Source organism: Pseudomonas weihenstephanensis (assembly GCF_016812185.1).
In the GTDB taxonomy this organism is placed as follows: domain Bacteria; phylum Pseudomonadota; class Gammaproteobacteria; order Pseudomonadales; family Pseudomonadaceae; genus Aquipseudomonas; species Aquipseudomonas weihenstephanensis.
On the sequence record NZ_JAAEBV010000001.1, the window covers coordinates 1,513,187 to 1,538,921 of the forward strand.

Here is a 25,735-nt window from a genome sequence, read left to right on the forward strand (position 1 = left end):
CCTCACGCACAGCGGTGGCAGGCGGATGGTCGAAATGGGCTGTAAATACACTGCGTTCAGCCCCAATTAAGCAGGTCTTGCTATGATCTGCCCCTTTTCAGCCATCCATTAATCGATCCGAAGATGCCGAACGTACTGCCGGATTCATTTTTTGACCGTGACGCCCAGCGCGTCGCCCGCGAACTGCTGGGCAAAGTCATCCGCCATCGAGTCAACGGGCTGTGGCTGAGCGCGCGCATTATCGAAACCGAAGCCTATTACTGCGTCGATAAGGGCAGCCACGCGTCATTGGGCTATACCGAAAAACGCAAAGCGCTGTTTATGGATGGCGGGCACATTTACATGTACTACGCTCGCGGCGGTGATTCATTGAACTTTAGCGCCCACGGCCCCGGCAATGCGGTACTGATCAAGTCGGCGTACCCGTGGGTTGACGCGCTCTCAGGCCCTGACAGCCTGGCGCAGATGCAACGCAACAATCCGGACACACACGGCAATCCGCGCCCCGCGGCCAGGCTCTGCGCCGGGCAAACGCTGCTGTGTAAAGCCTTGGGGCTGAAAGTGCGCGAATGGGATGCAAAATGTTTCGACCTTGAACGTTTACGCGTCGATGACGTCGCACAACAACCCTCGCACATCCTTCAAACCACGCGTTTGGGCATCCCTCGCGGACGTGACGAGCACCTGATGTACCGCTTTGTCGATGCCGACTATGCCGCGCACTGCACACGTAACCCGCTACGCCGCGGGCAGGTTGAAGGCCGGGACTATGTGACGCTGCAACACACCTGCACCGCCGATTAAATAACGATCAAAAGGAAGTTGAAACATGGGCCCATGGCTCGATAGCGTAACTGGCTGGCTAACAGCCAACCCGCAGTGGCTGGGCCTCGCGGTATTTATTGTGGCGTGCGTGGAGTGTCTGGCAATTGCCGGGATCATCGTGCCCGGCACCGTTTTGCTGTTTGCGATTGCCGTCATGGCCGGCAGCGGCGCCCTGTCATTGGGTGAAACCTTGTTACTGGGCTTTCTCGGCGGCCTGCTCGGTGACGTGGTGTCTTACGCACTGGGCAGACGCTTCCACCAAAACATTCGGCGATTACCGCTATTACGCACGCATCCTCAATGGATGAACGGCGCCGAGAGCTACTTTCACAAGTACGGCATTGTCAGCTTGCTGATTGGCCGCTTTATCGGCCCGCTGCGCCCGATGCTGCCGATGGTGGCGGGCATGTGCGACATGCCCATCCCGCGCTTTATTGGTGTCAGCCTGCTGGCCGGCATGGGTTGGGCAGTGGCGTACTTGCTGCCCGGTTGGGCGACCGGGGCCGCCATCCGCCTGCCCTTGCCCGAAGGGTTCTGGCCGCAAGCCGCGATGGTTGCGGTCGGCCTGGCCGCGCTGTTGGGCCTGAGCATCAATGCCAGCATCCGGCGCCAATCCGGGGCGACGGTGCTGATCGGTGCCCTGAGCCTGAGCCTGCTGCTGGCAGTGTTCGTCGGCTACCCCTACCTCAGCGCTCTGGACCGGGGCATCTCGGCACTGGTGCAAGAACATCGCAGCAGTGCGATGGACATGGCCGCGGTCCTGGTGACGCAAATTGGCAACTTCCGCACCCAGTTCCTGGCTGCCGCCGTGGTCTGCGTCATTTTGCTGTTAACCCGCCAATGGCGCGCCCTGTTCTTTTTCGGTGGAGTCACGCTGTTTACCGCAGTGACCAACACCACGACCAAACACTTCTTTGCACGGATGCGCCCTGACGTATTGGTCGACCCGCTCACCAGTTACAGCATGCCCAGCGGGCACAGTTCGGGGGCGTTTGCATTTTTTGTGGCGCTGGCGATTCTGGCCGGACGCGAGCAACCGCAACGCATGCGCGTGACGTGGGTGTTGCTGGGGTGCCTGCTGGCGATCACGGTCGCCATGTCACGGGTTTACCTGGGCGCTCATTGGCCAACAGACATCATGGCCGGCGCATTACTGGCGATTACAGTCAATGCGTTTGCACTCGCCCTGAGCCAACGCTTTATGCCGCTCAGCCCGGTTCCGCAAAAAGTCTGGTGGGTGATTTTGCCCGCGGGCACCGCGCTGTACGGCTTTTTTATGCTCGGGCACCTGTCCAAAGAGCTGCTGCGCTACGCCTATTGATAGCCAAAAACGCAGCTCATTTTGCAGGAGCTGCCGAGGTACGGGGCTGCGTTCAGACGCAGCCTCTCATGACCCGTCAGCCACGCCAAAACAGCGACGGTTCAATTAAGGGCTTCAGCCTGCATCTCGTCGAGCAACACTTGAATACCATCAAGGCGCTGCTGCGGGTCATCGACTTGCAGCAGTTCGAGCTTGTCCTCTTCGGCAAAAGGCAACAAATACGCCAGCTGATTGCCCAGTGACTGCTGCCCCGACACCTCGGTGTTCATCTCCAGAGCCGCCACCATGGGATGCTCTGCCAACGCTTTGAGTAACGCCAGCAGGTCTTGATCTTCTTCACCCAGCGGTTGCTCGGCAACTTCATCCATCCATTCAATCTCGGCCAGCAATGACTGATTGGGTTGCGCCTGCGTGCTCAAGACCTGAAAGCGCCGCCCGCCTTCGACACGAATGCCCAGCAGCCCGTTGTCCTGCTGCTTGAAGTCTCGGATCAGTGCCTCACACCCGATCAGGGCGATGTCTTGCGGGGCGTCGCCCACTTCGCTGCCCTCAAGAATGCACACCACACCAAAGCCGGAGCCCTGCTTCATGCAGCGGGCGATCATATCGAGGTAGCGCGCTTCAAAGATTTGCAGGTCCAGCACACACCCCGGAAACAGCACGGTACTGAGGGGAAACAACGGCAATGTCATGTCTACGTCCTTACACCACGAGGCTGACGGCCAGCGGTAAAAATACCGCCGTACCCACGCCCATTAAACTCATCGCCAACGCCGCAAAGGCGCCGCACTCTTCGCTTTCTTGCAAGGCCACCGATGTGCCCACCGCATGCGCCGTCATCCCCAATGCCATGCCGCGCGCCTCGGTGCTGTGAACGCGCAACAGACTCAGCAGGCTGGGGCCGACGATCGCACCAATGACCCCGGTAATCAGTACAAACACTGCCGCCAACGCCGCCACGCCGCCAATTTGCTCTGCCACCAGCATGGCAATCGGTGAAGTGACCGACTTGGGCGCCAACGTCATCAGCACTCTGTGCTCCGTCCCGAACCAGGCGCCCAACAGCACCACGAGACCGGTCGCAAATACCCCGCCAATCACCAGCGTAGTAAAGATGGGCCAAAACAGTTGCCGGATTCGCCGCAGGTTCAAGTACAACGGCACCGCTAACGCTACCGTGGCAGGCCCCAGCAGAATGCTCAGAATGTCAGTGCTATTGCGGTACTCGTCGTAGCTCAGGCCGCAACTGAGCAGCACGCCAATCACCAACAACATCGAGGCCAGCACGGGCTGTAGAAAGATCCAGCGGGTTTTCTCAAACGCTGCGAGCACCAGTTGATAAGCACCCAGAGTGATGCCGATACCAAACAGCGGGTGATGAATCACGGCGTACCAGGCACCTTGCCATTCCAGGGTCATGACCGTTCCTCAGGGTGCTGATGACGTTTGAGCAAACGCTGCATCAACACACCGACGAAGGCCATCGAGATTAAAAGCGACAGTACCAATGCCCCGACAATGGCCCAAAAATCTGCCGCGATATCGCGCGCGTAAACCATCACCCCCACGGCGGGCGGCACTAACAGCAAGGGCAAGTAGCGCAGCAGACCACTGGCGGCCTGACTTAACGGCTCGGAGACTTCGCCGCGCACCACCAGAAACGCCAATAGCAGCAGCAACCCGATAATGGGGCCGGGCAAAACGGGGATGAACACATGATTGAGGGCGGTGCCGAGCAATTGAAACAGCACCAGCCAGGTCAGGCCGCGTAACAACATTTCACATCTCCAGCGATCTTTTTTGCGGCGCATTATAGGCACGCTCCCCGCCCGCTGGCATGGCTAACGCCATGATCGGCCGGTGAATATCTCAGGATGTTTCATGTGACCCTATAGAGCGGCTTCCTTAGCTGCGGCATACTCGGTGGCCTAACTTTGCGGATCCTGCCATGCGCCCATTTGCCCCCCTCGCTTTGACCCTGCTGCTGACGGCCTGTGGCGACGGTGAATCGCTATTGCCGCCGGACGCGCGCCTGCCCGATGGCGGACGCTATCGCGGTGAAGTGGTCAATGGGTTGCTGCAAGGCCCGGGTCGCATCGACTACCCGAATGGCAGTTGGTACGCAGGTAATTTCAGCAATGGGGTGTTCCAGGGCCAGGGCGAATGGCACGCCAGCAATGGCGATGTGTACCGTGGCGCGTTTGAGCAAGGTTTATACAGCGGCCAGGGCAGCCTGATCACCCACGACAGCGATTACATGGGCGGCTTCAAGCAGGGCCGGCGCGAAGGTGAAGGCACGCTTAAAGAAGGCGGCATGAGTTATCGCGGCGAGTTCAAAGATGACCAGTTCTGGGGCAACGGCCACCTTGAACTCGATGACGGCAGCCAATATGAGGGCCAGTTCGCGCGCGGCAAACCCCACGGCCAGGGCAAACGCAGCGATGCCAGCGGCAATGAGTTCACAGGCACCTTTGTGAACGGTCAACTTGAAGGCAGCGGCATTTTCAACAGTGCCGAAGGCGATCAGTACGAAGGCGAATTCAAAGACAACCAGCTCAATGGCAAAGGCCGCTACGAAAACGCAGACGGCGATGTGTGGATCGGCGAGTTCAAGGATGGCGCCCTCACTGGCAAAGGCGAGTTCATTGGCATCGACGGCAGTCATTATCGCGGCCAGTTCAGTGAATGGCGGTTTAATGGCCCGGGCGAACTCAGCCTTGCAGACGGCAGTACCTACGTCGGAGACTTTGCCAACGACACCTATCAGGGCTACGGCACCTTGACGCTGAGCGACGGCTCGGTCGAAAAGGGCTACTGGATCAACGGCCTGCGGGTACGCGACGATAAAGGCAACCTGTTGCCCGACCCGCTGGAGCTGGGTTTAATCAACCAGGGCAAGCTACTGGACAAGGCCCTCAAAGCGGTGCCGCAGTCCACCCCGGCCATTGAGCTGTACAGCCTGGTACTGGGGGGCGACGGCAAGCAAAGCGTGTTCTTGCGTGAAGCCGACTACGTCGGCGACATGCTCGCCAGCCGTTTCGGCAGCCGCGGCCAGATCAGACTGGTCAACCATCGCGATCACTTGATGGATCGCCCTATGGCCACCCGCGAAAACCTGCACCGCGCCGCCAAAACCCTGGCCGAGCGCACCGGCCCGGAAGATTTGGTCTTCATTTACCTGACCAGCCACGGCACCCACGATCACGAACTGGTGCTGGACCAGCCTCGCCTTGAACTGGCCGACCTGCCTGCCGAAGATTTGGCAGCCGCTCTTGCCCCCCTCAAGCATCGCAACAAAGTCATTGTGATTTCCGCCTGCTACTCCGGCGGTTTCATACCGGCACTCAAGGATGAAAGAACCTTGATCATGACCGCGTCCGAGGCCAACAAAGTGTCGTTTGGCTGCTCGGAAGAAGCCGACTTCACTTACTTCGGCAATGCCCTGTTTGCCCAAGCCCTGAACCAGACTGACGACCTGCAAAAAGCTTTCGCGCTGGCCAGGCAGTACGTCGCCGAACGCGAAAAAACCGATAACTTCGAGCCTTCTGAGCCACAAATCTGGGCGCCTAAAGGTGTATTGAGCCGCTGGCAACGCTTGCGCGAGCACCAGGCCCGGCAGGCGCTGCACTAAACCGATTGAACAGCATGCACCCCCAGAGTGACTAAGCTGACTGTATTAAGGGAGAACTCGCATGTACCTGACGCCTAAGCACATCTTGCTTGCTGGTGCCACCGGCCTGACCGGTGAACTTTTGCTCGACCGTTTGCTTAACGAGCCCACCATCGAACGCGTGCTCGCACCCTCGCGCAAGCCATTGGCCGAACACCCGCACCTGGACAACCCGGTGGGTGAGCCTGCGGTGTTTTTACCTCAGCTCAGCGGCCCGGTCGAGGTGGCCTTCTGCTGTTTGGGCACCACGATCAAACAGGCAGGCTCGGAACAAGCGTTTCGCGCTGTGGATCACGACATGGTCGTGGCATTTGGCAAGCGTGCGCGGGAGATGGGGGCACGGCACTTGATCGTCGTCAGCGCCATCGGGGCTGACCCCAAATCTTCCGTGTTCTATAACCGGGTCAAAGGCGAGATGGAGCAATCTTTACGCGCTCAAGGCTGGCCGCAACTGACCCTTGCACGCCCCTCGGTGCTGATTGGTGAGCGCCTGGAAGAGCGGCCAGTGGAAAAAATTGCGGCCACACTGTCCAAGCTGGTGCCCGGCAAGTACCGCGGCATTGAAGCCTGCGAGCTTGCCCGTGCTCTGTGGCGATTGGCACTGGAAGAGCAAAACGGTGTGCGAGTGGTTGAGTCGGACGAGCTGAGAAAGTTGGGCAAGTAACCCCACTGGCTACAGCCCGCCGCTGGCCTGAAACCCGACGCCCAGAACGGTTAGCACCGACAGCGGCAACAACACCGTATCGAGCAACGCGCTGGCCGGTAGATCCAGCCCCGGGTAGCGCGGGGCTTGCGCGCCAAACCGGTCCAGCGCACAACAACCACCCTGCATTGCATACCAATCCAGCCGCGTGCCCGCGTACACCACCGGCGCGCCCGGCTTGGCCGCGTCCAGCGTACGCACGCTGGCGCAGCCCCCGATGTGCATCACCGCCAGCAAGGCCAGCAGCGCTTTACTCATCGCCGCCCACATGGTGCTCGCCCCAACGCGGAAGCATGTCCTGCGGGATGTTAAGCAGATTGAGAATCCGCGCCACTACAAAGTCGACCAAGTCATCGATGGTTTGCGGCTGGTGATAGAAACCCGGCGAGGCGGGTAAAATCACGGCGCCCATGTTCGACAGCTTGAGCATGTTCTCCAGATGGATGCTGGAGTACGGCGCCTCTCGCGGCACCAGAATCAACTGGCGCCGCTCTTTGAGGGTCACGTCCGCCGCACGCTCGACCAAGTTGTTGCAAGCCCCGGTGGCAATGGCCGACAGCGTGCCCGTGGAGCACGGCACCACCACCATCGCAGCAGGCGCGCCAGAGCCGGAAGCCACGGGCGACATCCAGTCTTCTTTGCCGTAGACGCGAATCTGCCCGGCTGCCGCACCGGTGTATTCGGTCAGAAAGGTCTGCATGGCTTGTGGTTTAGGCGGCAGGTTGACGTCGGTTTCGGTCGCCATCACCAATTGCGCGGCCTTGGAGATCAAAAAATGCACTTCGCGGTCTTCGCGCACCAGGCAATCGAGCAGGCGCAACGCATATTGCATGCCCGAGGCGCCCGTCACGGCCAGCGTGATGCGTTCCGGGCCGGTCATCGCAATGCATCCGCTAATTTGCCGTGCAACCCGCCGAAACCGCCGTTGCTCATGATCACCACATGCGCGCCCGGTTTAACGTGGGTTTTGACGTCCGTAATGATCGCCTCCAGCGAATCGCACACCTGTGTGGACACGGGGCTGGAGGCGACGGTAGCCGCCAGATCCCACCCCAGATTGGCCGGGGCATACCAGACCACGTGATCGGCTTGCACCACACTGCCCGGCAAACCGTCGCGGTGGGCGCCCAGCTTCATGGAGTTGGAGCGCGGCTCGATGACGGCGATGAGCGGCGCATCGCCAATGCGTTTGCGCAGGCCGTCCAGCGTGGTGGCAATGGCCGTTGGGTGATGCGCAAAGTCGTCATACAGTGTGATGCCATTGACCTCGGCGACTTTTTCCATCCGCCGTTTCACACTTTTAAACGCACTCAAGCCGTCAATGGCCATGCTCGGCACCACGCCCACATGGCGCGCAGCGGCCAAGGTTGCCAAGGCGTTAGCGACGTTATGCTGCCCGGTCATGTCCCACTCGACGGTGCCTTGAACGGCGCCGTCAAACAGCACCTCAAAGCGCGAACCGTCGGCACTGAGCAAGCGCGCCTGCCATTGACCGCCCTCGCCCGTGGTTTGCACCGGCGTCCAGCACCCCATCTCGATGACCCGCTGCAACGCAGGTTCGGTGGTGGGGTGAATCACCAGTCCTTCACTCGGGATCGTGCGGACCAAATGGTGGAATTGACGCTCAATCGAGGGGAGATCCGGGAAGATATCAGCGTGATCGAACTCAAGGTTGTTCAAAATCGCGGTACGCGGGCGGTAATGCACAAACTTTGAGCGTTTGTCGAAGAAGGCGCTGTCGTACTCATCGGCCTCGACCACAAAAAAAGGCGTGTCGCCCAAACGGGCCGAGACCGCAAAGTTTTGCGGTACACCACCGATCAGGAAGCCCGGCGCCATGCCCGCATGCTCAAGCACCCAGGCCAGCATGCTGCTGGTCGTGGTTTTGCCATGGGTCCCGGCCACGGCCAGCACCCAGCGACCTTGGAGTACATGGTCAGCCAGCCACTGCGGGCCAGACACATAAGGCAGGCCCTTGTTCAGTACGTACTCGACCGCCGGATTGCCGCGCGACAGTGCGTTGCCAATGACCACCAGGTCAGGCGCGGGGTCGAGCTGGGCAGGGTCGTAGCCTTGAGTCAACTCAATGCCTTGAGCTTGCAACTGGGTGCTCATTGGCGGATAGACGTTCGCATCGGAGCCTGTGACGTGATGGCCCAGCTCTTTGGCCAATACCGCCAGCGACCCCATGAAAGTGCCGCAAATACCAAGAATATGAATGTGCATAGTCGACCTCGTAAATCATCGGCGAAGGGTAGCGTAGGAGGCTTTTTTTCGCACCTGATGATTCGGGGGACGTTAGCCCCTGACCCTCACCCTGGCGCTCTGATGCAGGGAGAGGGTCAGAGTGAGGGCCAGCCTTAACGCTCGATCCCATGTTTGCGCAGCTTGCGATACAGCGTATTGCGGCTAACCCCCAGTTGCAGCGCGGTGTGGGTCATGTGCCAGCGATGCAATTGCAGCGCCATCAGCAAGGCCATTTTCTCGGCCTCTTCCAGCGGCTGCTCTGAAGGCGCAACCACCCCGACAGGCGCTGTCCGCATGTTGGCAGGCAGATCCTGAAGCTTGATCTCGCCACCCTCACACAACGCCGCCAAAGTGCGCAGCACGTTGCGCATTTGCCGCACGTTGCCCGGCCAGGCAAAGTTCAGCAAGGCGTCTCGCGCCTCGTGCTGGATGACCAGCGGCTCCTGCCCTGCTTCTTCGGCCAGCAGAAAATCCAGCAACTGCGACTTGTCACTGCGATCACGCAAGGCAGGCAAGGCGATTTCCAGCCCGTTCAACCGGTAAAACAGATCTTCGCGAAAACTGCCCTCGGCCACCCGCTCCAACAGGTTGCGGTGAGTCGCACTGATGATGCGCACGTTGACCGCTTGTGGCTCACCGCCAATCGGCACCACCAAGCGGTCCTCCAGCACTCTTAACAGCCGCGTTTGCATGGCCAGTGGCATGTCGCCGATTTCGTCCAGAAACAAGGTGCCGCCGTCAGCCTGCTGCAACTTGCCTTGCATCCCTTCTTTGCGCGCGCCCGTAAAGCTGCCACCGCGGTAGCCAAACAATTCGCTTTCAATCAGGCTTTCGGGGATCGCGGCGCAGTTGAGCGCTACGAACGGCTGCCCAGTGCGCAAGCTGGCCTGGTGCACGGCCTTGGCAAAGGCTTCTTTACCCGAGCCGGTTTCGCCATTGATGAGCAACGGCACGTCGCGCTCAAACACCCGCAAGGCCCGCCGAAAGTCGTTTTGCAACGCGTCATCGCCCAAACAAATACTGCTTGTTTGCGCGCGCACCGGCTCAGGCTGAACACGAACAGGGCTGGGCACCGTGCGCGCCGGACCACGCAATGCGGCAAATAAATAACGGCCGTCACGGGTGCACAATGGCCAACTGGCACTGGCTTGCGGGGTCGCACGGGCAAACAGCTCATCGCCCGAACTGTCGAACAGGCCATCGATGTTGTGCCCCACCAGCCCGTCACGGGCTTTGCCCAGCAGGTTGAGCGCGCTTTGATTCACCGCGCAGATCACCCCGTCGCCATCAAACGCCAGCATGCCTTCGCTAAACAGCCCGAGTGACTGAGCTTGCAGATGAAAACGCAGCAGCCATAGGCCTTCAAAGTGATGCAGGAAGTAGCTGCTTTCGATGATTTTGGCAGAGAGGTTGACCAGCGCCATCGTATGAAACTGGCTCTGGCGCGACACTTCATGGCGCGCCGAAGACACATCCAGCACTGCCAGCAGTTCGCCCTGCGGGTCGAACACCGGGCTTGCCGAGCAGGTCAGGCCGGTATGACGGCCACGAAAGTGTTCGTCCTGATGGATGGTCAGCGCCTGGCGCTCAACCATGCAGGTGCCGATGCCATTGGTGCCTTCACGGGCCTCGCTCCAGTCCGCCCCCAGCCACAAACCTGCGTGTTCAAACACTTTGCGCTCGGCAGGTGCGGTCACACAGTTAAGAATCACGCCCCGCGCATCGGTCAAAAGCACCGCATGACCGGCCCCCGAAAGCTGTTGATGCAGGCTGTTCATTTCATGACCGGCAATGTGCAACACCTGTTGCAGACGCTCGCGGCCTTCAAGAATGCGCCCATGTTCAAGCACCGTAGGGGCGATGTTTTGCGCGGGATCGAGGTGGTAATCCTCTAGGCAGCGTTGCCAGGAGCGAACGATAGACGGGTCGCATCCTTGAGGATGGCCCTGGGTGACGTCGATGACTTGTCGGGCGTGCCGACTGATATCTGCACTGCGCATTTTTATTGTTCTCCGCTCTGTCTCGGCGGTCTTAGCGTGCACGGGGAAAATGACCCGCGAGCAACCCCTAAGAACCAGTCCAAACCGAGCCATCAGCATCCTCTTGCACTGCTGGCATTGCAATCGTCATCTGACTGACTGGTCACACGCTGTACCGCTTTTGGCACAAAGTGTCACCGCCACTGTGTCGACCGTGACACATCGTTTCGCTGACGCACCTCGCTCCAACGCCTGAAAGCTCCGCTTTAGAGCGCTCACGACAATTTGGCCCGACCTTTGCTCCTGCTTGGGGCAACGCCACCGCGCGTCCTCCCATAAGCACAATAAAGCCAGGAGACACTCACCATGCGTTACGCACAACCCGGTACTGAAGGCTCGATCGTCTCGTTCAAGAGCCAATACGGTAACTACATCGGCGGCGAATTCGTGGCGCCGGTCAACGGCCAATACTTCACCAACACCTCGCCGGTCAACGGCAAGCCCATCGCTCAATTTCCTCGTTCGACGGCGCAAGACATCGAAAAAGCCCTCGACGCAGCTCACGCCGCCGCCGATGCCTGGGGTGCAACCTCAGTGCAGGCGCGCTCGCTGGTGCTGCTGAAAATCGCGGATCGCATCGAACAAAACCTTGAACTGCTGGCCGTGACCGAAACGTGGGACAACGGCAAAGCAGTGCGCGAAACCCTGAACGCCGACGTGCCATTGGCCGCCGATCACTTCCGTTACTACGCCGGTTGCATCCGCGCTCAGGAAGGCAGCGCCGCCGAAATTGACGGCAACACGGTTGCGTATCACATCCACGAACCGCTGGGCGTGGTCGGGCAAATCATCCCGTGGAACTTCCCCCTGCTGATGGCCGCCTGGAAACTCGCGCCAGCGCTGGCCGCCGGTAACTGCATCGTGCTCAAACCGGCCGAACAAACGCCGTTGAGCATCACGGTGCTGATGGAGTTAATCGGCGATTTGCTGCCACCGGGCGTGCTGAACGTGGTGCAAGGCTTCGGCAAAGAAGCAGGCGAAGCCCTGGCGACCAGCAAGCGCATTGCCAAAATCGCCTTCACCGGCTCAACCCCGGTCGGCTCGCACATCATGAAATGTGCCGCTGAGAACATCATTCCCTCCACCGTGGAGCTGGGTGGCAAGTCGCCCAACATCTTCTTCGCCGACATCATGCAAGCCGAACCAAGCTTCATTGAGAAAGCCGCTGAGGGCCTGGTGCTGGCGTTCTTCAACCAGGGCGAAGTCTGCACTTGCCCCTCGCGCGCGCTGATTCAGGAGTCGATCTACGACGATTTCATGAAAGTGGTGATGAAGAAGGTGGAGTCGATCAAACGTGGCGACCCGCTGGACACCGACACGATGGTCGGTGCTCAGGCCTCCGAACAGCAGTTCGACAAGATCCTGTCCTACCTGGAAATTGCCAAGGCAGAAGGTGCGCAGTTGCTGACGGGCGGCCAAGTGGCCAAGCTCGAAGGCGACCTGGCAACCGGCTATTACATCCAGCCGACGCTGCTCAAGGGCACCAACAAAATGCGCGTGTTCCAGGAAGAAATCTTTGGCCCGGTGGTCAGCATCACCACGTTCAAAGACGAAGCCGAAGCGCTGGCCATCGCCAATGACACTGAATTCGGTCTGGGTGCCGGTTTGTGGACCCGCGACATCAACCGCGCTTACCGCATGGGCCGCGCAATCAAGGCCGGTCGCGTGTGGACCAACTGCTATCACCTGTACCCCGCACACGCGGCGTTCGGCGGCTACAAAAAGTCCGGTGTCGGCCGTGAAACCCACAAGATGATGCTCGACCACTATCAGCAGACCAAAAACCTGCTGGTCAGCTACGACATCAACCCGCTGGGTTTCTTCTAAAAAATCCCCCGCTGGGTGCGATCTTTGATCTTTAAAAGATCGCAGCCGGCGTCAGCTACAGGTCTACACAGCTCTACCTCAGGGCCTATGGCCCGGCTCTTGCTTTACACCCTGTCAAATTTCCTAACTATAAAAGAACAGGTGAAATCACATGCCTAGCGAACCGAATGCCGCTACTGCGGCCCCCTCTTCGGTCGACTTTGAAAAAGTCGGCTCCGAGTACTTTCAACAACGTGAACTGAAAAAAGGCGCCGCCGGTTGGGTCCTGCTCGTAGGGCTGGGCGTTGCTTATGTGATTTCCGGTGACTACGCCGGGTGGAACTTCGGGCTGGCTCAAGGCGGCTGGGGCGGAATGTTTCTCGCAACCTTGCTGATGGCCACCATGTACCTGTGCATGTGCTTCTCGCTGGCCGAATTGTCCTCGATGATCCCGACAGCGGGCGGCGGCTATGGCTTTGCCCGCAGCGCCTTTGGCCCCTGGGGCGGTTTTTTGACCGGTACCGCGATCCTGATCGAATACGCCATCGCCCCCGCCGCCATCGCTGTGTTTATCGGCGCGTACTGCGAGTCGTTATTCGGGATTGGTGGCTGGATGATCTACCTGGCGTTCTACATCATCTTTATCGGCATCCACATTTTCGGTGTCGGTGAAGCCCTTAAATTGATGTTCATCATCACCGCCGTGGCCGCCATTGCCTTGGGCGTGTTTTTAGTCGCCATGGTGCCGCACTTCAACGTCGCCAACCTGCTGGACATCCCGGTGAGCAACGCCAAGGGCGCCAGCCCGTTCCTGCCGTTCGGCTATGTCGGCGTGTGGGCGGCCATCCCTTATGCCATCTGGTTTTTCCTCGCCGTAGAAGGCGTGCCGCTGGCCGCCGAAGAAACCAAAAACCCCAAGCGGGACCTGCCGCGCGGTTTGATTGGCGCCATGCTGGTGCTCGTGACCTTCGCCCTGCTGATCTTGGTGATTGGCCCCGGCGGCGCGGGGGCACATCACTTAATGGCCTCGGGTAACCCGTTGGTGGAAGCGCTGAGCAAAGCGTATGGCGGCTCTACCTGGATGGGCGGCTTCGTCAATCTGGTCGGCTTGGCCGGTTTGATCGCCAGCTTCTTCTCGATCATTTATGCCTACTCGCGTCAGATCTTCGCCCTGTCTCGTGCAGGTTATTTGCCTCGCAAGCTGTCCGAAACCAACAAGAGTAAAGCGCCGGTACTGGCGTTGATCATCCCCGGCATCATCGGTTTTGGCCTGTCGCTGACCGGGCAAGGTGACTTGCTGATTCTGGTGGCGGTGTTTGGTGCGACCATTTCCTACGTACTGATGATGGCCGCGCACATCACCCTGCGCATTCGTCGCCCCAAAATGGAGCGTCCATATCGCACACCGGGCGGTATTTTCACCTCTGGCATCGCCTTGGTGCTCGCCTGCGTCGCGGTCGTGGCCGGTTTCCTGGTCGACCCACGGGTGGTGATTGGTGCGGCGGTGATCTATGGAGTATTAATTGCTTACTTTGCTTTCTACAGTCGGCATCACTTGGTAGCCGGTACGCCTGAAGAAGAATTTGCGGCGATTCAACAGGCCGAACAAACCTTGCACTGATCGCTGAGAATCCCGCCAGACGCCCTGCGTCTGGCGTCAAGGAGCACCCTGTATGGCAACGTTTTCTCACGCGGTGGGCACTCAGACTTACCGTTTCGACAGCCTCAAAGAGCTGATGGCCAAAGCCAGCCCCGCACGCTCCGGGGACTTTTTGGCCGGTGTAGCCGCGCACAACGATGGCGAACGTGTGGCCGCGCAAATGGCGCTGGCTGACATCCCGCTCTCGCACTTCCTGCAAGAAGCGCTGATTCCTTACGAGGCCGATGAAGTCACGCGCCTGATCATCGACAGCCATGACGCTCAGGCGTTTGGCGCCGTCAGCCACCTGACAGTGGGGGGCTTTCGTGACTGGCTGCTCAGTGATGCCGCCGATGAACACAGCTTGCGCGCACTGGCGCCAGGGCTTACGCCTGAAATGGCAGCCGCCGTGTCAAAAATCATGCGCGTGCAAGACCTGATTCTGGTGGCGCAAAAAATCCGTGTGGTCACGCAGTTTCGCGGCACCGTTGGCCTGCGTGGGCGACTGTCAACGCGCCTGCAACCCAACCATCCCACCGATGACCCGGCCGGGATTGCCGCGAGCATTCTCGACGGCCTGCTCTACGGCAACGGCGACGCCATGATTGGCATCAACCCGGCCACTGACAGCATTGCCTCGATCTGCGATTTGCTGAACATGCTCGACGCGATCATTCAGCGCTATGAGATCCCTACGCAATCGTGCGTGCTGACCCACGTCACAACCTCAATTGAAGCGATCAATCGGGGTGTGCCGTTGGACCTGGTGTTTCAGTCAATTGCGGGCACTGAAGCGGCAAACGCCAGTTTCGGGATTAATCTGAATGTATTGCAAGAAGGTTACGACGCCGGTTTAAGCCTCAATCGCGGCACACTGGGCAACAACTTGATGTATTTCGAGACAGGCCAAGGCAGTGCGTTGTCGGCTAATGCGCACTTTGGTGTCGATCAGCAAACCTGTGAGACGCGCGCCTATGCGGTGGCGCGGCATTTCAAGCCGTTTTTGGTCAACACCGTAGTCGGCTTTATCGGCCCCGAGTATCTGTACAACGGCAAACAGATCATCCGTGCCGGGCTTGAAGACCATTTTTGCGGCAAGTTACTGGGGGTGCCGATGGGCTGCGACATCTGCTACACCAACCACGCCGAAGCCGATCAGGACGACATGGACACCTTGCTGACGTTACTCGGCGTGGCCGGGATCAATTTCATCATGGGTATTCCGGGGTCGGACGACATCATGCTCAATTACCAGACCACGTCCTTTCACGATGCGTTATATGCGCGCAAAACCTTGGGCCTTAAACCCGCCCCCGAGTTTGAACAGTGGCTGAGCAAGGTCGGCATTTTTACCCAAAACGACGGCCGCATAGAATTTGGTCATCAACTACCGCCGCTGTTTCGTCAGGCGCTGACCCACTTGGGAGGACGTTGAACATGGCCCATACCCCAACCGACAGCCACAACCCATGGCTGCAACTGCGCACGCTGACCCCGGCGCGCATTGCGCTGGGCCGCACCGGTACCAGTTTGCCGACCCATGCGCAGTTGGACTTTCAATTCGCCCATGCGCAGGCACGCGATGCGGTGCATCTGCCCTTCGATCACGCCGCCTTGAGCGCAGAACTTCACGAGCGAGGCCGTGACAGCTTGTTGCTGCACAGCGCCGCCGCTGATCGCCACAGCTACCTGCAACGTCCTGATCTTGGCCGACAGTTACACGCAGACTCGGCACAGCACTTGCGCGAATATGCGCAGGCCCACCCCGGCGGGGTCGATGTGGCCGTGGTCGTGGCCGATGGTTTGTCGGCGCTGGCGGTTCATCGTCATACCGTGCCCTTTTTGGCGCGCATGGAAGAGCACATCGCCGCTGAGGGCTGGTCGCTGTCGCCAGTGATGCTGGTGGAGCAAGGCCGCGTCGCGGTCGCCGATGAAATTGGTGAGCTGCTCGGGGCAAAAATGGTGGTGATGATGATTGGCGAGCGGCCCGGCCTGAGTTCACCCGACAGCCTGGGACTGTATTTCACCTATGCGCCGAAAGTGGGGCTGACCGATGCCTTTCGCAACTGTATTTCCAACGTGCGGCTTGAGGGATTGAGCTATGGCATGGCCGCCCATCGGCTGGCGTATTTGATGCGCGAGGCCTGCCGTCGACAATTGTCGGGGGTCAATCTCAAAGACGAAGCCCAGGTGCAGACGCTGGACGCAGGCGCTCCCCGCGAAAACTTCCTGCTCAAGGGCGAGTAAAAACACGTAACCGCTGCAAAGGTACGGCATGTATTACCATGACGACCGTCACAGGCTGGGGTGATGACGGATCGGCATTCATCAATACATGCTTCGCTACAAACTCTGGAAGCAGAATTTGCGTCAATCCGTATAATCCTCTCCGTTCAAAATGTACGAAAACACTACATACGCTGTAGTTAACTGCCTTTTCCCCGCACAGACCTGCTGAGCCGGGTCATCCACACAGGTGCTTTACATGGATTTCAACCCGGTCGACATTATCTTGCACCTCGATGTGTACCTCGACATGCTGGTAAACAATTACGGGCCATGGATCTACGCCATCCTGTTCCTGGTGATCTTTTGCGAAACCGGCCTAGTGGTCATGCCGTTCTTGCCCGGTGACTCACTGCTGTTCATCGCAGGCGCTGTAGCTGCCGGTGGCGGTATGGACCCCGTGTTATTAGGCGGCTTGCTGATGCTGGCAGCAATCATGGGTGACAGCACCAACTACGTGATAGGACGAACGGTCGGGGAGCGGTTATTCAGCAACCCTGACTCGAAAATTTTCCGCCGCGATTACCTGCAAAAAACCCATGACTTCTACGAACGTCATGGCGGCAAAACAGTGACCATGGCGCGTTTTCTGCCGATTTTCCGTACCTTCGCGCCGTTTGTCGCAGGCGTGGCGCGCATGTTTTACCCGCGCTTCTTTATGTTCAGCGTATTCGGCACCGTGCTGTGGGTCGGCGGCCTGGTGACCTTGGGATACTTCTTCGGCAACGTGCCGTTCATCAAGAAAAACCTGTCGTTGCTGGTGGTGGGCATCATTCTGCTATCGCTGATACCGATGATTATTGGTGTGGTTCGCAGCCGGTTCGGTCGCAGCCCCTCTAAAGCCTGAACGAGATAAACCGACATGTGGTCACTGAGCGAATGGAGACGCCAGAGGATTCTTGCCCAGCACCCGGTGGCGCCCGATACGTGGCATGACGTGCGCCAGCGACTGAGCATCCTTGATGGTCTGGATGACGAACAAGACCGGTGGCTACGCGAACACAGCGTGCTGTTTTTGCAGGACAAGCACCTGACGCCGATGCCCGGCGTAGAACTGAACGATGAAAGCCGGTTGCTGCTGGCGGCTCAGGCGCAATTACCGCTGCTGAACCTGGGCGATCTGGACTGGTATAAGGGCTTTCACGAGATCGTGCTCTACCCCAACGACTTCGTCAGTCCACAGCGTCATCTCGACGCCAGTGGCGTGGAGCACGAATGGGAAGGTCATCACAGTGGTGAAGCGTGGCAACACGGACCGGTCGTGCTGGCTTGGCCTGGCGTGTTGGCGGGTGGAGGCTGGGACGCCAGCAACCTGGTGATCCACGAGTTGGCGCACAAGCTCGACATGCTCAACGGTGAAGCTAATGGCATGCCGCCATTGCATCCCGGCATGAACGTCAGCGACTGGTCCCACGCCATGCAAGAGGCGTACGACCACCTCAACCATTACCTCGACCACCATGACCCCGATCACGCGCCCATCGACCCGTATGCAGCCGAGAACCCGGCGGAGTTTTTTGCAGTCATCAGTGAATACTTTTTCACGGCCCCTGACCTGCTCAACCATGCCTATGCGCAGGTTTATCAGCAGCTTTGCCTGTTTTACCGTCAAGATCCGCTGGCCCGCCTGCAAAAGCTACAAAGCGAACACCCCCAATACCGCGCACCGCACTGATCGCCCAAGCGTGACGTCGTTGCAGGAATACGCCTATAATCGCCGCCACTTTTTGGCCAAATCGGCCAAGTAAACTGGCCTACTAACGGGGGCACCGCCCAATGAGCTACAGCAAAATTCCGGCTGGCAAAGACCTGCCGAATGACATCTACGTCGCTATCGAGATTCCGGCTAACCACGCGCCGATCAAATATGAAATCGACAAAGACAGCGATTGCCTGTTCGTTGACCGCTTCATGGCCACCCCGATGTTCTACCCGGCCAACTACGGCTTCATCCCCAACACCCTGGCTGACGACGGTGATCCCCTCGACGTGCTGGTCGTGACCCCTTACCCGGTTGCGCCAGGTTCGGTTATTCGCGCGCGTCCCGTGGGCATTCTGCACATGACTGACGACGGCGGCGGCGATGCCAAGGTAGTAGCAGTGCCTCACGACAAGCTGTCCCAGCTGTACGTAGACGTCAAAGAGTACACCGACCTGCCACCCCTGCTGATTCAGCAGATCCAGCACTTCTTCGAGAACTACAAAGATCTCGAAAAAGGCAAATGGGTGAAAATCGAAGGTTGGGGCGACGCAGAAGCTGCCCGCACCGAGATCACCAAGTCAGTTGCCGCCTACAAAGGCTAAATGTGGGTGAACTGGCTTCGGCAAGTTCCTACATAAAAACCCCGGTTCCCGGGTTTTTTTTATGCCTGCATAAACGCAAGGAAACAACCTGTTCACACCCACCAAATAAGGCACACAGCAAGCGTAGGAAATAACCCTGCGAAAGCAGGAGAAGTCTTTTTTTTTGAGCGTTTTTTGAACGTTTAGTTTATTTAAACAGTGATCTCTTCTCCGTAAAATCCGCCAGCATGAATACATCCGGTGATCGTCTAAGACTCCTTTTAAGGGAGTGCCATTTATCTGCTTCGGACTTCGCTGCCAATCGGCGCGTTACGCCGCAGCACGTCAACAACTGGTTCAAGCGGGGTATCCCGATGGCCCGCCTGGACGAAATCTCTGAGCTCCTATGTGTTAACAGCCGATGGCTGCGCACGGGTGAAGGGGTTAAACATCCAACGGTACCGATCTCCAACCCTACGACGTCTTCACCCTCCTGCGAGGTGGGTTCTCCCCCCAACCTAAACACTAAATTGATCACTGATAAAAACGACATCCACATTCCGTTTTACAACGAAGTGCTCAGCCCATGCGGGACAAAAAAAACCCGTGTCGTTGAAATTCCCGGTAAGCGGGTTCGCCTCGACTGCTCGATCATGCATGCCGCAGACGTCAGCGCCGAGAACGCCATTTGCGTGCCTATGATTGGCCATAGCATGTCGCACAAGATCCAGAGCGGCTCGACGATTGCTATTGATCGCAGCTTGACTCACATCGTGGACGGCGAAATTTATGCCCTGGAACAGGACGGCATGCTGCGTATCAAATACGTCTACCGCCAGCCCAAAGACGGTTTGCGTTTGCGTAGCCACAACGGCAAGGAATACCCGGACGAAGTCTTCAGTGCCGAACACATCCGAACCCTGGACATACGTATTTTGGGCTGGGTTTTTTGGTGGTCGACACTCAACACACGCAGGCCATCAGTACCGAGCCTGTTAAATGAATAAACAAATAACCTGCGCCCAGCTACATCGCGCGCAGGTTTTAGCTAGGAAACATCACTCCCTTTAAGTAATTGCATGTCCCACCGCAGGTGGGACTTTCTCCAGACTAGAAAAGAGATACTGACTGTAAGTGCTACTGAACAAGTAATTGGGCAGCAGGCAGCTGTCCAATTTATCAACTGCCAGGAACGCTCGCGACCTCAGTAGCTACGACTTCATCGAAACGCGGAAATCGCTGCTTTAATCGATCAATCGTCCACCGCCACTTCGGCGTAGTTGGGCGGCAAACCGTATTCTGATTCCCAAACATCCCAATCTCTCGTACTGCCTGGCTCACCGGTACGCTTTGCAGCCATTGGATCGGAACAAAATAGTCGCAGCGCTCCAGATCGTCAGCAAATTCTGCATGATAGTGGGCGCGCGTTGCGACCTCTAGCACCGGCCGCTCCTCGCCGTCTTGCATCACTGTGAACTCGTTCGCAGGTGTGGACGTGCCAAGAACGCGTCCTACGCCGACATAGCCTTGCTGCGGAATGTTTACCCAGATCCGATCTCCCGGAGAGAGGAGCTGCAGGGTCTTGCTATACCACGCGCCTCCACCGCCGGAAATAAAACCGAACTCCACAGCATCGGCCCATGAGCGCGAGGCAGAATCGCCGAAGGAACAGTAGAACTCGCCGTTCCAAGGCTCGGTATGCCCTTCGCTCGTCGACGCTGCGTTCACTTGAGTCTGAACAGGATCGAGTAACCAGGATCGACTCAGTAGCTGTTGATCGCCCACCTGGAAAATTTGAAAACAGAGCACGTTGATCGGAATATCTCGCTTGCTGAGGTACTCAACGATTCGCTCGCTGCTGACATCCAACTCCGTGGCGACGATGATCAGTTGGTGGCTTTTATTCAAATCATCGTCGTCTAGCACACGACCAAAGCGCGCTAGAAAATCTGCATACAAGCTGCTTCCGGGGCGGAACCGTTGGTAAATCGCCGCGATTTCGTTCTCACGCAGACTCTCGACCCACACGGCGTAATCGAGGGTCTGAGCAACGACTTCACGGGGCGTGCGGTCTCGTTTGAGCTCAATTAGTACCAGATTTCCATCAGGAGCAATGGCCAATAAATCAATGCGCCCCCCCATACCAGTGCTTTCTTGCCTACCTATAAGCATCCACTCATCCGAGAGAATGCTTGGCGAGCTGATGATCATCTCTTCCAGCAGCTGCTCGCTGGCCAATCGACTTTGGCGCAGCTTGTTCGGTGCAAGGCCGACGGTCCAGACATCCGTTTTGATAGGCAAGTTGTGAGTCCTTGGGAATTTTCATCAGCGAAATTGAAAACATGGTGATTGCTTCCTTGGCGATTGGTCAAGGCGGCCCTGGTGACGCCGGTATCGACGGTATTATGTCGCTCGACAAGCTGGGGCTTGGGAAGGTCTACGTTCAGGCCAAGCGCTGGCGAATCATGAGGTGGTCACGAAACCACAATTGTTTGCCATTGCGCGCTCACGCGTTTCACAGCTGGGCAGGTAAACGAAAGCTGCGCAGCGTTTGCAGGTCAAACGGGTTCGGTGTGCGCTGACTCATAAGCACATAGTTGGCCCGCAGCCCGCCCACATCGGCCTTAAGCAACATGACGTCGCGCCCACTCAGGTAGTCGATTTGCATCAAGTCCAATACTCGAAACAGTGACCACGGCCCTGTGTTTTTTTCGATGCCGATGGGACGTCCGACATTTTTTTCCAGGATCAGGCTGGTACGCCCATTGTCGGCCAGAGTCGGCCACTGGAAATTCATCGGTACGGTGGGACCGTGTCGGTATTCGATCATTTGATCACCGAAGCGCAACTGCGAACGGCTTACGCTGGTGTCCAGGCTGTAAGGCTCGAGGGTGAATTGCACCTGCGGCTCGGATGGATTTTGCGCAAAAAAGCCCTGACGAATAACTTGAGCCGTGGCCATTTGCTCAACATACACCCGTGACATCGGCAAACTTTTACCGTCCATGCTGCGCAAGCGATAACTGCCCGCGTCCCGACTGACAAAAGGTTTCATCCAGGTGTCGAAGAATTGATCAGCAAGCCCCTGCGCTTTAAAAAACTCACGGAAGTCGTTCAAAGCCACATCGCTGCTGCTGTGTGCATCAAAAGGGTAGCGCTGCTTGAGCGCTCGGGCATAAAACCGGTACAGCTCGTGCTGGTAGCGTTTATTTAAAAATTGATACGAATCGTTAAGCACCAGCCCCCATGTGTCCTCGGTCAGGGTGTTGAACCAGCCGTTGAGGGGACGCGGCAAGCGTTGGGCGGCTTGGCGTAAATGGCTCAGCGCATCACGCTGCCCACTTATGCGCAGCCTGGCCATCTCATAAGCGGCTTGATCCGGCGCACTGGCGCGAGCCAGCCCTGCCATTTGTAATTGCACATCCGTGAGGCCGACCAATAACGGTGTCAGGCTCGCCGTCGGCGCATCCTTGTCATCCAGTAAACGGTGTAACGGCTCAAACTGGCGCTGCAAGGCTTTCTTTGAGGTGTCCGGCACAGTGCTCGCCAAGACTTCAGTGCCTTTGGCGACAACCGCCCCGGCAACAGCCGTGAGTGTGCCGCCCTGCGTGCCAACGGTAGTCGTTACAGAAGGCAACTCATCGGCAATGCTGATCAAGCGCGTGTTCTCACGCACGGCGACCAACAGCTGCAAGAGCGGTGAGTTGGCAGACGTCAGGCCTGCCATCTGCTCGGCACCTTCACGGGCGTCGCTCATCGGCTGCAACGCCAGGCGCCCAACCGCTTCAGCCCAATGGTCGGCGTAGTCACGAAAATACAGTTGCTCCAGTGCAACCATGAGTTTGCGCATGTCCATCGCACTGTTGCTGCTGCCCTCGCCCAACACCCAGTTATCACGCAGAATGTCACGCACCAGGCTCACGCCCTGGATCGAAAAAAACTGTTGATAACCTTGCTGGGTATAGAAGCCCGGAATGCTGTAATCCGCACCGCTGAACAAATGGCCCTGTGGCCCGAGATGCTGGCTGAGGCTGTAAGGCGCCAATGAGTGGGCCTGCTCACGTAATGTGCGATACACCACCGTGGCCAATGACTCACTGCGCAACACCTGTCGCGCCTGTGCTATCAGCCCTTCATCGAGCGGGGCCTTGAAGGCGGTTCCCAATAAGCGTTCGAAATGCTGATTAAGACCGTTTTGCACCTCTGTCAGCCCCGGGTAACGCAGCGACCAGTCGCGGGCAACCCAAGCCTTGAGCCAGGCGTTATCGCGTTGTTCAACGGCGTCTAACATCAGGTAGGCACGCAAACTATTGAGCAAACGCTCGCGATTGTTAAGGTTGGCGCGGATCTGCTGTTCGAGTTGCTGCATGACACGCGGCAATAACTGCGTGTGCAGTTCGTTTTGGTAAGCCTGGGTGAGCGCCCGCTTAACGGCAGCGCCCTGATACAGACCGCTGCGCTCATACAACGCAACCTGCGTCATGGACGGGAACACCTGAGTTGCCGCGTAATACGTGCCCAGGGTCTGGAGCGCAGCCTGGGCATCATCGCGCGGACTCAATTGCGCACGTTGTTGAACCCCTTGCTGAGCCAAATGACGCAGTTGTTCCAGGCGCTCATGGTTGGATGAAAAACTGCTTGCCCACAGCACCCCTAACCCACCCAACACAGCCATCGCGAGCAGGTACTGAAACCGCTGCCCCCAATGAATACGGCGCTGCTCACGCTTGTCCAGCCCTGCCAGTTGCGCTTGCGGGAAAATCACGCGGCTCAACAGATGGTTAATAAAGTAAGCGCGACCTGTGTGCAGAAATGGCGATTGCGGTTTTTGGGCTGTCTCGACGCTGTGCGCTTCCGGATTTTGCGTAGGTGGGCTGGCCATGACATGGGGCGCGCTGGTCAAATAAACGCCCCGTAGCGGGCTGGCGCGCGGGTAGCGATTACCCGTAAACGTCATGTCGCTAAAGACGCACAGTTGCGCGGCGATCTGGCTCAACTGATGGGGGAAATCCAGAATAAGGCCGCGGCGTTGCGGATCTCGCTCCTGGTGCATGCGCGTGATGATCTGGCTGTTGAGACGCACCAGCAGCGCCTCAAGCTCTGCGCGCAGCAGCGCCGTTGCGCCTTGGTTGTTATCAAAACTGGCGCCAAATACCTGAGCACGCTCATCGCGGGTCAGTTGTTCAAAAAAAGCATCAAACCCTGGCACGCTGTCCGTCTTGCTCAGCACCAGGTACACCGGCAGCTCAATGCGCAGGACACGATGGATGTCTTGCAGGCGCGCCCGAATCTGATCTGACAATTGCGACAACGCGGGTTGATCGCCTTGGCTCAGCAGGTCCACCGGCACAGTCACCAGCACGCCATTCAAAGGTCGTTCACGCCTGCGTTTGCGCAACAATCCGAGCAAGGTGTTCCAGCCACTGGCATCTACGCGCTCATTACCCTGTGTCAAAAACCGCCCCGCGGTGTCTATCAGCACCCCGTGCTCGGCAAAGTACCACTCGCAATCAGACGTACTACGCAAATCGCGGGTCAGGGTGCGGTCAAGTTTGTTAAGCGGAAACTCCAGCCCCGAAAAGTCCAGCAAGCTGGTTTTGCCAGCGCCTTGGGGGCCCAGCAACACGTACCAGGGCAACTCGTCGCGCCAGCGCTCACTCCGGCCTTTGTAAATGCTGGTGTTTTTCAAGATGTGCAACGCGGCTTTAAAGCGTTTGCGCAGGTTTTTGCGCGACGCTTCAATCTCTTGCTCCTGACGCTCGTGTGCTTTGCCCGCGTCGCTGTCTGCCAGCACTTTTTTACGCACACCGGTGCGCCAACTGACATACACCATCGCCAGCCCCCAGATCAGCAACAAGGCGCTGATGCTTAAAAGCCTGGCGATGGGGTCTGCCCAAAACTTGTAATCATCGACCGCCAGTAATGGCCCCACCCACCACACCAACAGCGCGAAACCTAACACCAGTATCAGGGTCCAGAGCCATGTATGACGCAGCAGCGCCATGCTCGCTTTCAAGAAACTCTTCATCATCAATTCCTGTTTACAACTGCGGCCCTTACAACCAGAGCAGCGTGCTGTTGATAAGGTTGCATGACCGCTTCACGTTGCTCGTCCAAGACCCAGGCAAACCCTGCGTACATGACGCCCGCCCAGCCCAGGGTCAGAGCCACGAGGACCCAACGTGCCACGATGCGTACCACGCTGTTACGCCGCAGGCCCAAGCCCTGCCAATGAGGGGACACTTCGCGAATGGCATCACCGCGCAGGTGGCGGATTTGCCGATACAGGCTGTCGCGAATGGAGTCCAGCTCCAGCGCGCCACGGGTTTCTATGCGGAATTTGCCCTCAAAGCCCAGCGACAAACACACGTACAGCAGCTCCAGCAAATACAGGTTGCGCACAGGGTCCCTGGAGACCTGCTCAATGAATTGAAAGACTTTGGTGCCACCAAACGTTTCGTTGTGAAAACTGCCCAGCAAACTCTTTTGCGGCCAGTCACTTTCATTGCCCCATGCCGTAGTGGCGATGGCTTCGTCCACCACCGTACAAAGCACATACCGAGCACTCATCACCTGAGTGCTTTCAACCCCGTTGCGCAGTGCCGTGGCTTCGAATGCTTTTATGGCTTTGGTCAGGTGAGCGCTCAGGGTGTCTCGCGTGTGCTGCTGGACGTTGCGTTCAATCCCGACCACAAACGACAACACATCACTGGCCGCAGCCACTAAAGGGTTAAGGCTGATACTGATTGTTTCGTCAGGTGCCAGCCGGGCGTTGAACACCCTTAGCGCGCCGATGTTTTCAATGCGTGGAGCGTGTTCGGCATCGGTCAGCGCAACCTGTTGCGGCGCTCTGCCGTAGCGGTCTACCAACACGGTTTTACTGCCTTGAGGCGGTTGAATATCTGTTTTCATGAGG

At 58.2% G+C, this 25,735-nt stretch carries 22 protein-coding genes and 1 pseudogene; 13 read left to right on the plus strand and 10 right to left on the minus strand.

Annotation, left to right across the window (positions count from 1 at the left end; translation table 11 throughout):
* Positions 1-123: 123 nt before the first annotated feature.
* Positions 124-804: a DNA-3-methyladenine glycosylase gene (locus GYN01_RS06880; RefSeq protein ID WP_048362368.1), complete on the plus strand. Its 681-nt coding sequence runs from the start codon at positions 124-126 to the stop codon at positions 802-804.
* A gap of 25 nt (positions 805-829) precedes the next feature.
* Positions 830-2,146, plus strand: a complete 1,317-nt coding sequence (locus tag GYN01_RS06885) for a bifunctional DedA family/phosphatase PAP2 family protein (protein WP_203306764.1) — start codon at positions 830-832, stop codon at positions 2,144-2,146.
* 101 nt (positions 2,147-2,247) lie between these two features.
* Here GYN01_RS06885 and GYN01_RS06890 read toward each other — a convergent pair whose 3' ends face one another.
* From GYN01_RS06890 to GYN01_RS06900, 3 genes are read right to left on the minus strand one after another with little or no spacing between them, the layout of a single operon-like run.
* A complete protein-coding gene (locus GYN01_RS06890) occupies positions 2,248-2,838 on the minus strand; it encodes an LON peptidase substrate-binding domain-containing protein (protein ID WP_048401489.1) in 591 nt (196 codons plus the stop codon).
* A 10-nt stretch (positions 2,839-2,848) separates the two neighbouring features.
* The gene (locus tag GYN01_RS06895; protein ID WP_048362365.1) at positions 2,849-3,565 is read right to left on the minus strand and encodes an LrgB family protein; all 717 of its coding nucleotides are present in this window, start codon (positions 3,563-3,565) and stop codon (positions 2,849-2,851) included.
* Positions 3,562-3,924: a CidA/LrgA family protein gene (locus GYN01_RS06900; protein WP_048362364.1), complete on the minus strand. Its 363-nt coding sequence runs from the start codon at positions 3,922-3,924 to the stop codon at positions 3,562-3,564. Before GYN01_RS06900 ends, GYN01_RS06895 begins: the two co-directional genes overlap by 4 nt.
* Positions 3,925-4,094: 170 nt before the next feature.
* On the opposite strand from GYN01_RS06900, the gene GYN01_RS06905 reads away from it, so the two are divergent.
* A complete protein-coding gene (locus GYN01_RS06905) occupies positions 4,095-5,777 on the plus strand; it encodes a C13 family peptidase (RefSeq protein ID WP_048362363.1) in 1,683 nt (560 codons plus the stop codon).
* A 61-nt stretch (positions 5,778-5,838) separates the two neighbouring features.
* On the plus strand, positions 5,839-6,480 hold the full coding sequence (locus GYN01_RS06910; RefSeq protein ID WP_048362362.1) for a Rossmann-fold NAD(P)-binding domain-containing protein: 642 nt from the start codon (positions 5,839-5,841) through the stop codon (positions 6,478-6,480).
* Positions 6,481-6,489: 9 nt separating this feature from the next.
* Here the strand turns inward: GYN01_RS06910 and GYN01_RS06915 are convergent, their stop codons facing one another.
* From GYN01_RS06915 to GYN01_RS06930, 4 genes are all read right to left on the minus strand, one after another.
* Entirely contained in the window at positions 6,490-6,777 is a 288-nt protein-coding gene (locus GYN01_RS06915; RefSeq protein ID WP_048362361.1) for a YceK/YidQ family lipoprotein, read from the minus strand.
* The gene (gene ubiX / locus GYN01_RS06920) at positions 6,770-7,399 is read right to left on the minus strand and encodes a flavin prenyltransferase UbiX (protein ID WP_048362360.1); all 630 of its coding nucleotides are present in this window, start codon (positions 7,397-7,399) and stop codon (positions 6,770-6,772) included. Before ubiX ends, GYN01_RS06915 begins: the two co-directional genes overlap by 8 nt.
* Positions 7,396-8,745, minus strand: a complete 1,350-nt coding sequence (mpl, locus tag GYN01_RS06925) for a UDP-N-acetylmuramate:L-alanyl-gamma-D-glutamyl-meso-diaminopimelate ligase (RefSeq protein WP_048362359.1) — start codon at positions 8,743-8,745, stop codon at positions 7,396-7,398. The genes ubiX and mpl overlap by 4 nt, the downstream gene beginning before the upstream one ends.
* 134 nt (positions 8,746-8,879) lie before the next feature.
* Positions 8,880-10,766: a sigma-54-dependent Fis family transcriptional regulator gene (locus GYN01_RS06930; protein ID WP_203306765.1), complete on the minus strand. Its 1,887-nt coding sequence runs from the start codon at positions 10,764-10,766 to the stop codon at positions 8,880-8,882.
* Between the two features lie 345 nt (positions 10,767-11,111).
* On the opposite strand from GYN01_RS06930, the gene exaC reads away from it, so the two are divergent.
* From exaC to GYN01_RS06970, 8 genes are all read left to right on the plus strand, one after another.
* On the plus strand, positions 11,112-12,632 hold the full coding sequence (gene exaC / locus GYN01_RS06935; protein ID WP_048362357.1) for an acetaldehyde dehydrogenase ExaC: 1,521 nt from the start codon (positions 11,112-11,114) through the stop codon (positions 12,630-12,632).
* Positions 12,633-12,783: 151 nt separating this feature from the next.
* Positions 12,784-14,232 carry an ethanolamine permease gene (gene eat, locus GYN01_RS06940; RefSeq protein WP_048362356.1) on the plus strand — a complete coding sequence of 483 codons (1,449 nt, stop codon included), beginning with the start codon at positions 12,784-12,786 and terminating at the stop codon, positions 14,230-14,232.
* Positions 14,233-14,284: 52 nt separating this feature from the next.
* Positions 14,285-15,685 carry an ethanolamine ammonia-lyase subunit EutB gene (locus GYN01_RS06945; RefSeq protein WP_203306766.1) on the plus strand — a complete coding sequence of 467 codons (1,401 nt, stop codon included), beginning with the start codon at positions 14,285-14,287 and terminating at the stop codon, positions 15,683-15,685.
* Positions 15,686-15,687: 2 nt separating this feature from the next.
* Positions 15,688-16,497: an ethanolamine ammonia-lyase subunit EutC gene (gene eutC / locus GYN01_RS06950; RefSeq protein ID WP_048401502.1), complete on the plus strand. Its 810-nt coding sequence runs from the start codon at positions 15,688-15,690 to the stop codon at positions 16,495-16,497.
* Positions 16,498-16,735: 238 nt separating this feature from the next.
* The gene (locus GYN01_RS06955; protein ID WP_048362353.1) at positions 16,736-17,383 is read left to right on the plus strand and encodes a DedA family protein; all 648 of its coding nucleotides are present in this window, start codon (positions 16,736-16,738) and stop codon (positions 17,381-17,383) included.
* Positions 17,384-17,398: 15 nt separating this feature from the next.
* Positions 17,399-18,211, plus strand: coding sequence for a M90 family metallopeptidase (locus GYN01_RS06960; protein ID WP_048401504.1), 813 nt, complete (start codon positions 17,399-17,401; stop codon positions 18,209-18,211).
* Between the two features lie 101 nt (positions 18,212-18,312).
* A complete protein-coding gene (ppa, locus tag GYN01_RS06965; RefSeq protein ID WP_048362351.1) occupies positions 18,313-18,840 on the plus strand; it encodes an inorganic diphosphatase in 528 nt (175 codons plus the stop codon).
* 227 nt (positions 18,841-19,067) lie between these two features.
* Positions 19,068-19,826: a LexA family transcriptional regulator gene (locus GYN01_RS06970; protein WP_082149382.1), complete on the plus strand. Its 759-nt coding sequence runs from the start codon at positions 19,068-19,070 to the stop codon at positions 19,824-19,826.
* 172 nt (positions 19,827-19,998) lie between these two features.
* On the opposite strand, the gene GYN01_RS06975 is transcribed toward GYN01_RS06970, so the two are convergent.
* Complete coding sequence (locus tag GYN01_RS06975; RefSeq protein ID WP_048362349.1) at positions 19,999-21,120, minus strand: endonuclease NucS domain-containing protein; 1,122 nt, start codon at positions 21,118-21,120, stop codon at positions 19,999-20,001.
* A gap of 71 nt (positions 21,121-21,191) precedes the next feature.
* On the opposite strand from GYN01_RS06975, the pseudogene GYN01_RS22560 reads away from it, so the two are divergent.
* Positions 21,192-21,281, plus strand: a pseudogene (locus GYN01_RS22560) (restriction endonuclease); the annotation flags it as partial.
* A 53-nt stretch (positions 21,282-21,334) separates the two neighbouring features.
* Here the strand turns inward: GYN01_RS22560 and tssM are convergent.
* Both tssM and icmH read right to left on the minus strand, forming a co-directional pair.
* The gene (gene tssM / locus GYN01_RS06985) at positions 21,335-24,847 is read right to left on the minus strand and encodes a type VI secretion system membrane subunit TssM (protein WP_203306767.1); all 3,513 of its coding nucleotides are present in this window, start codon (positions 24,845-24,847) and stop codon (positions 21,335-21,337) included.
* 2 nt (positions 24,848-24,849) lie between these two features.
* Positions 24,850-25,731: a type IVB secretion system protein IcmH/DotU gene (icmH, locus tag GYN01_RS06990; protein ID WP_048401509.1), complete on the minus strand. Its 882-nt coding sequence runs from the start codon at positions 25,729-25,731 to the stop codon at positions 24,850-24,852.
* Positions 25,732-25,735 lie beyond the last annotated feature (4 nt).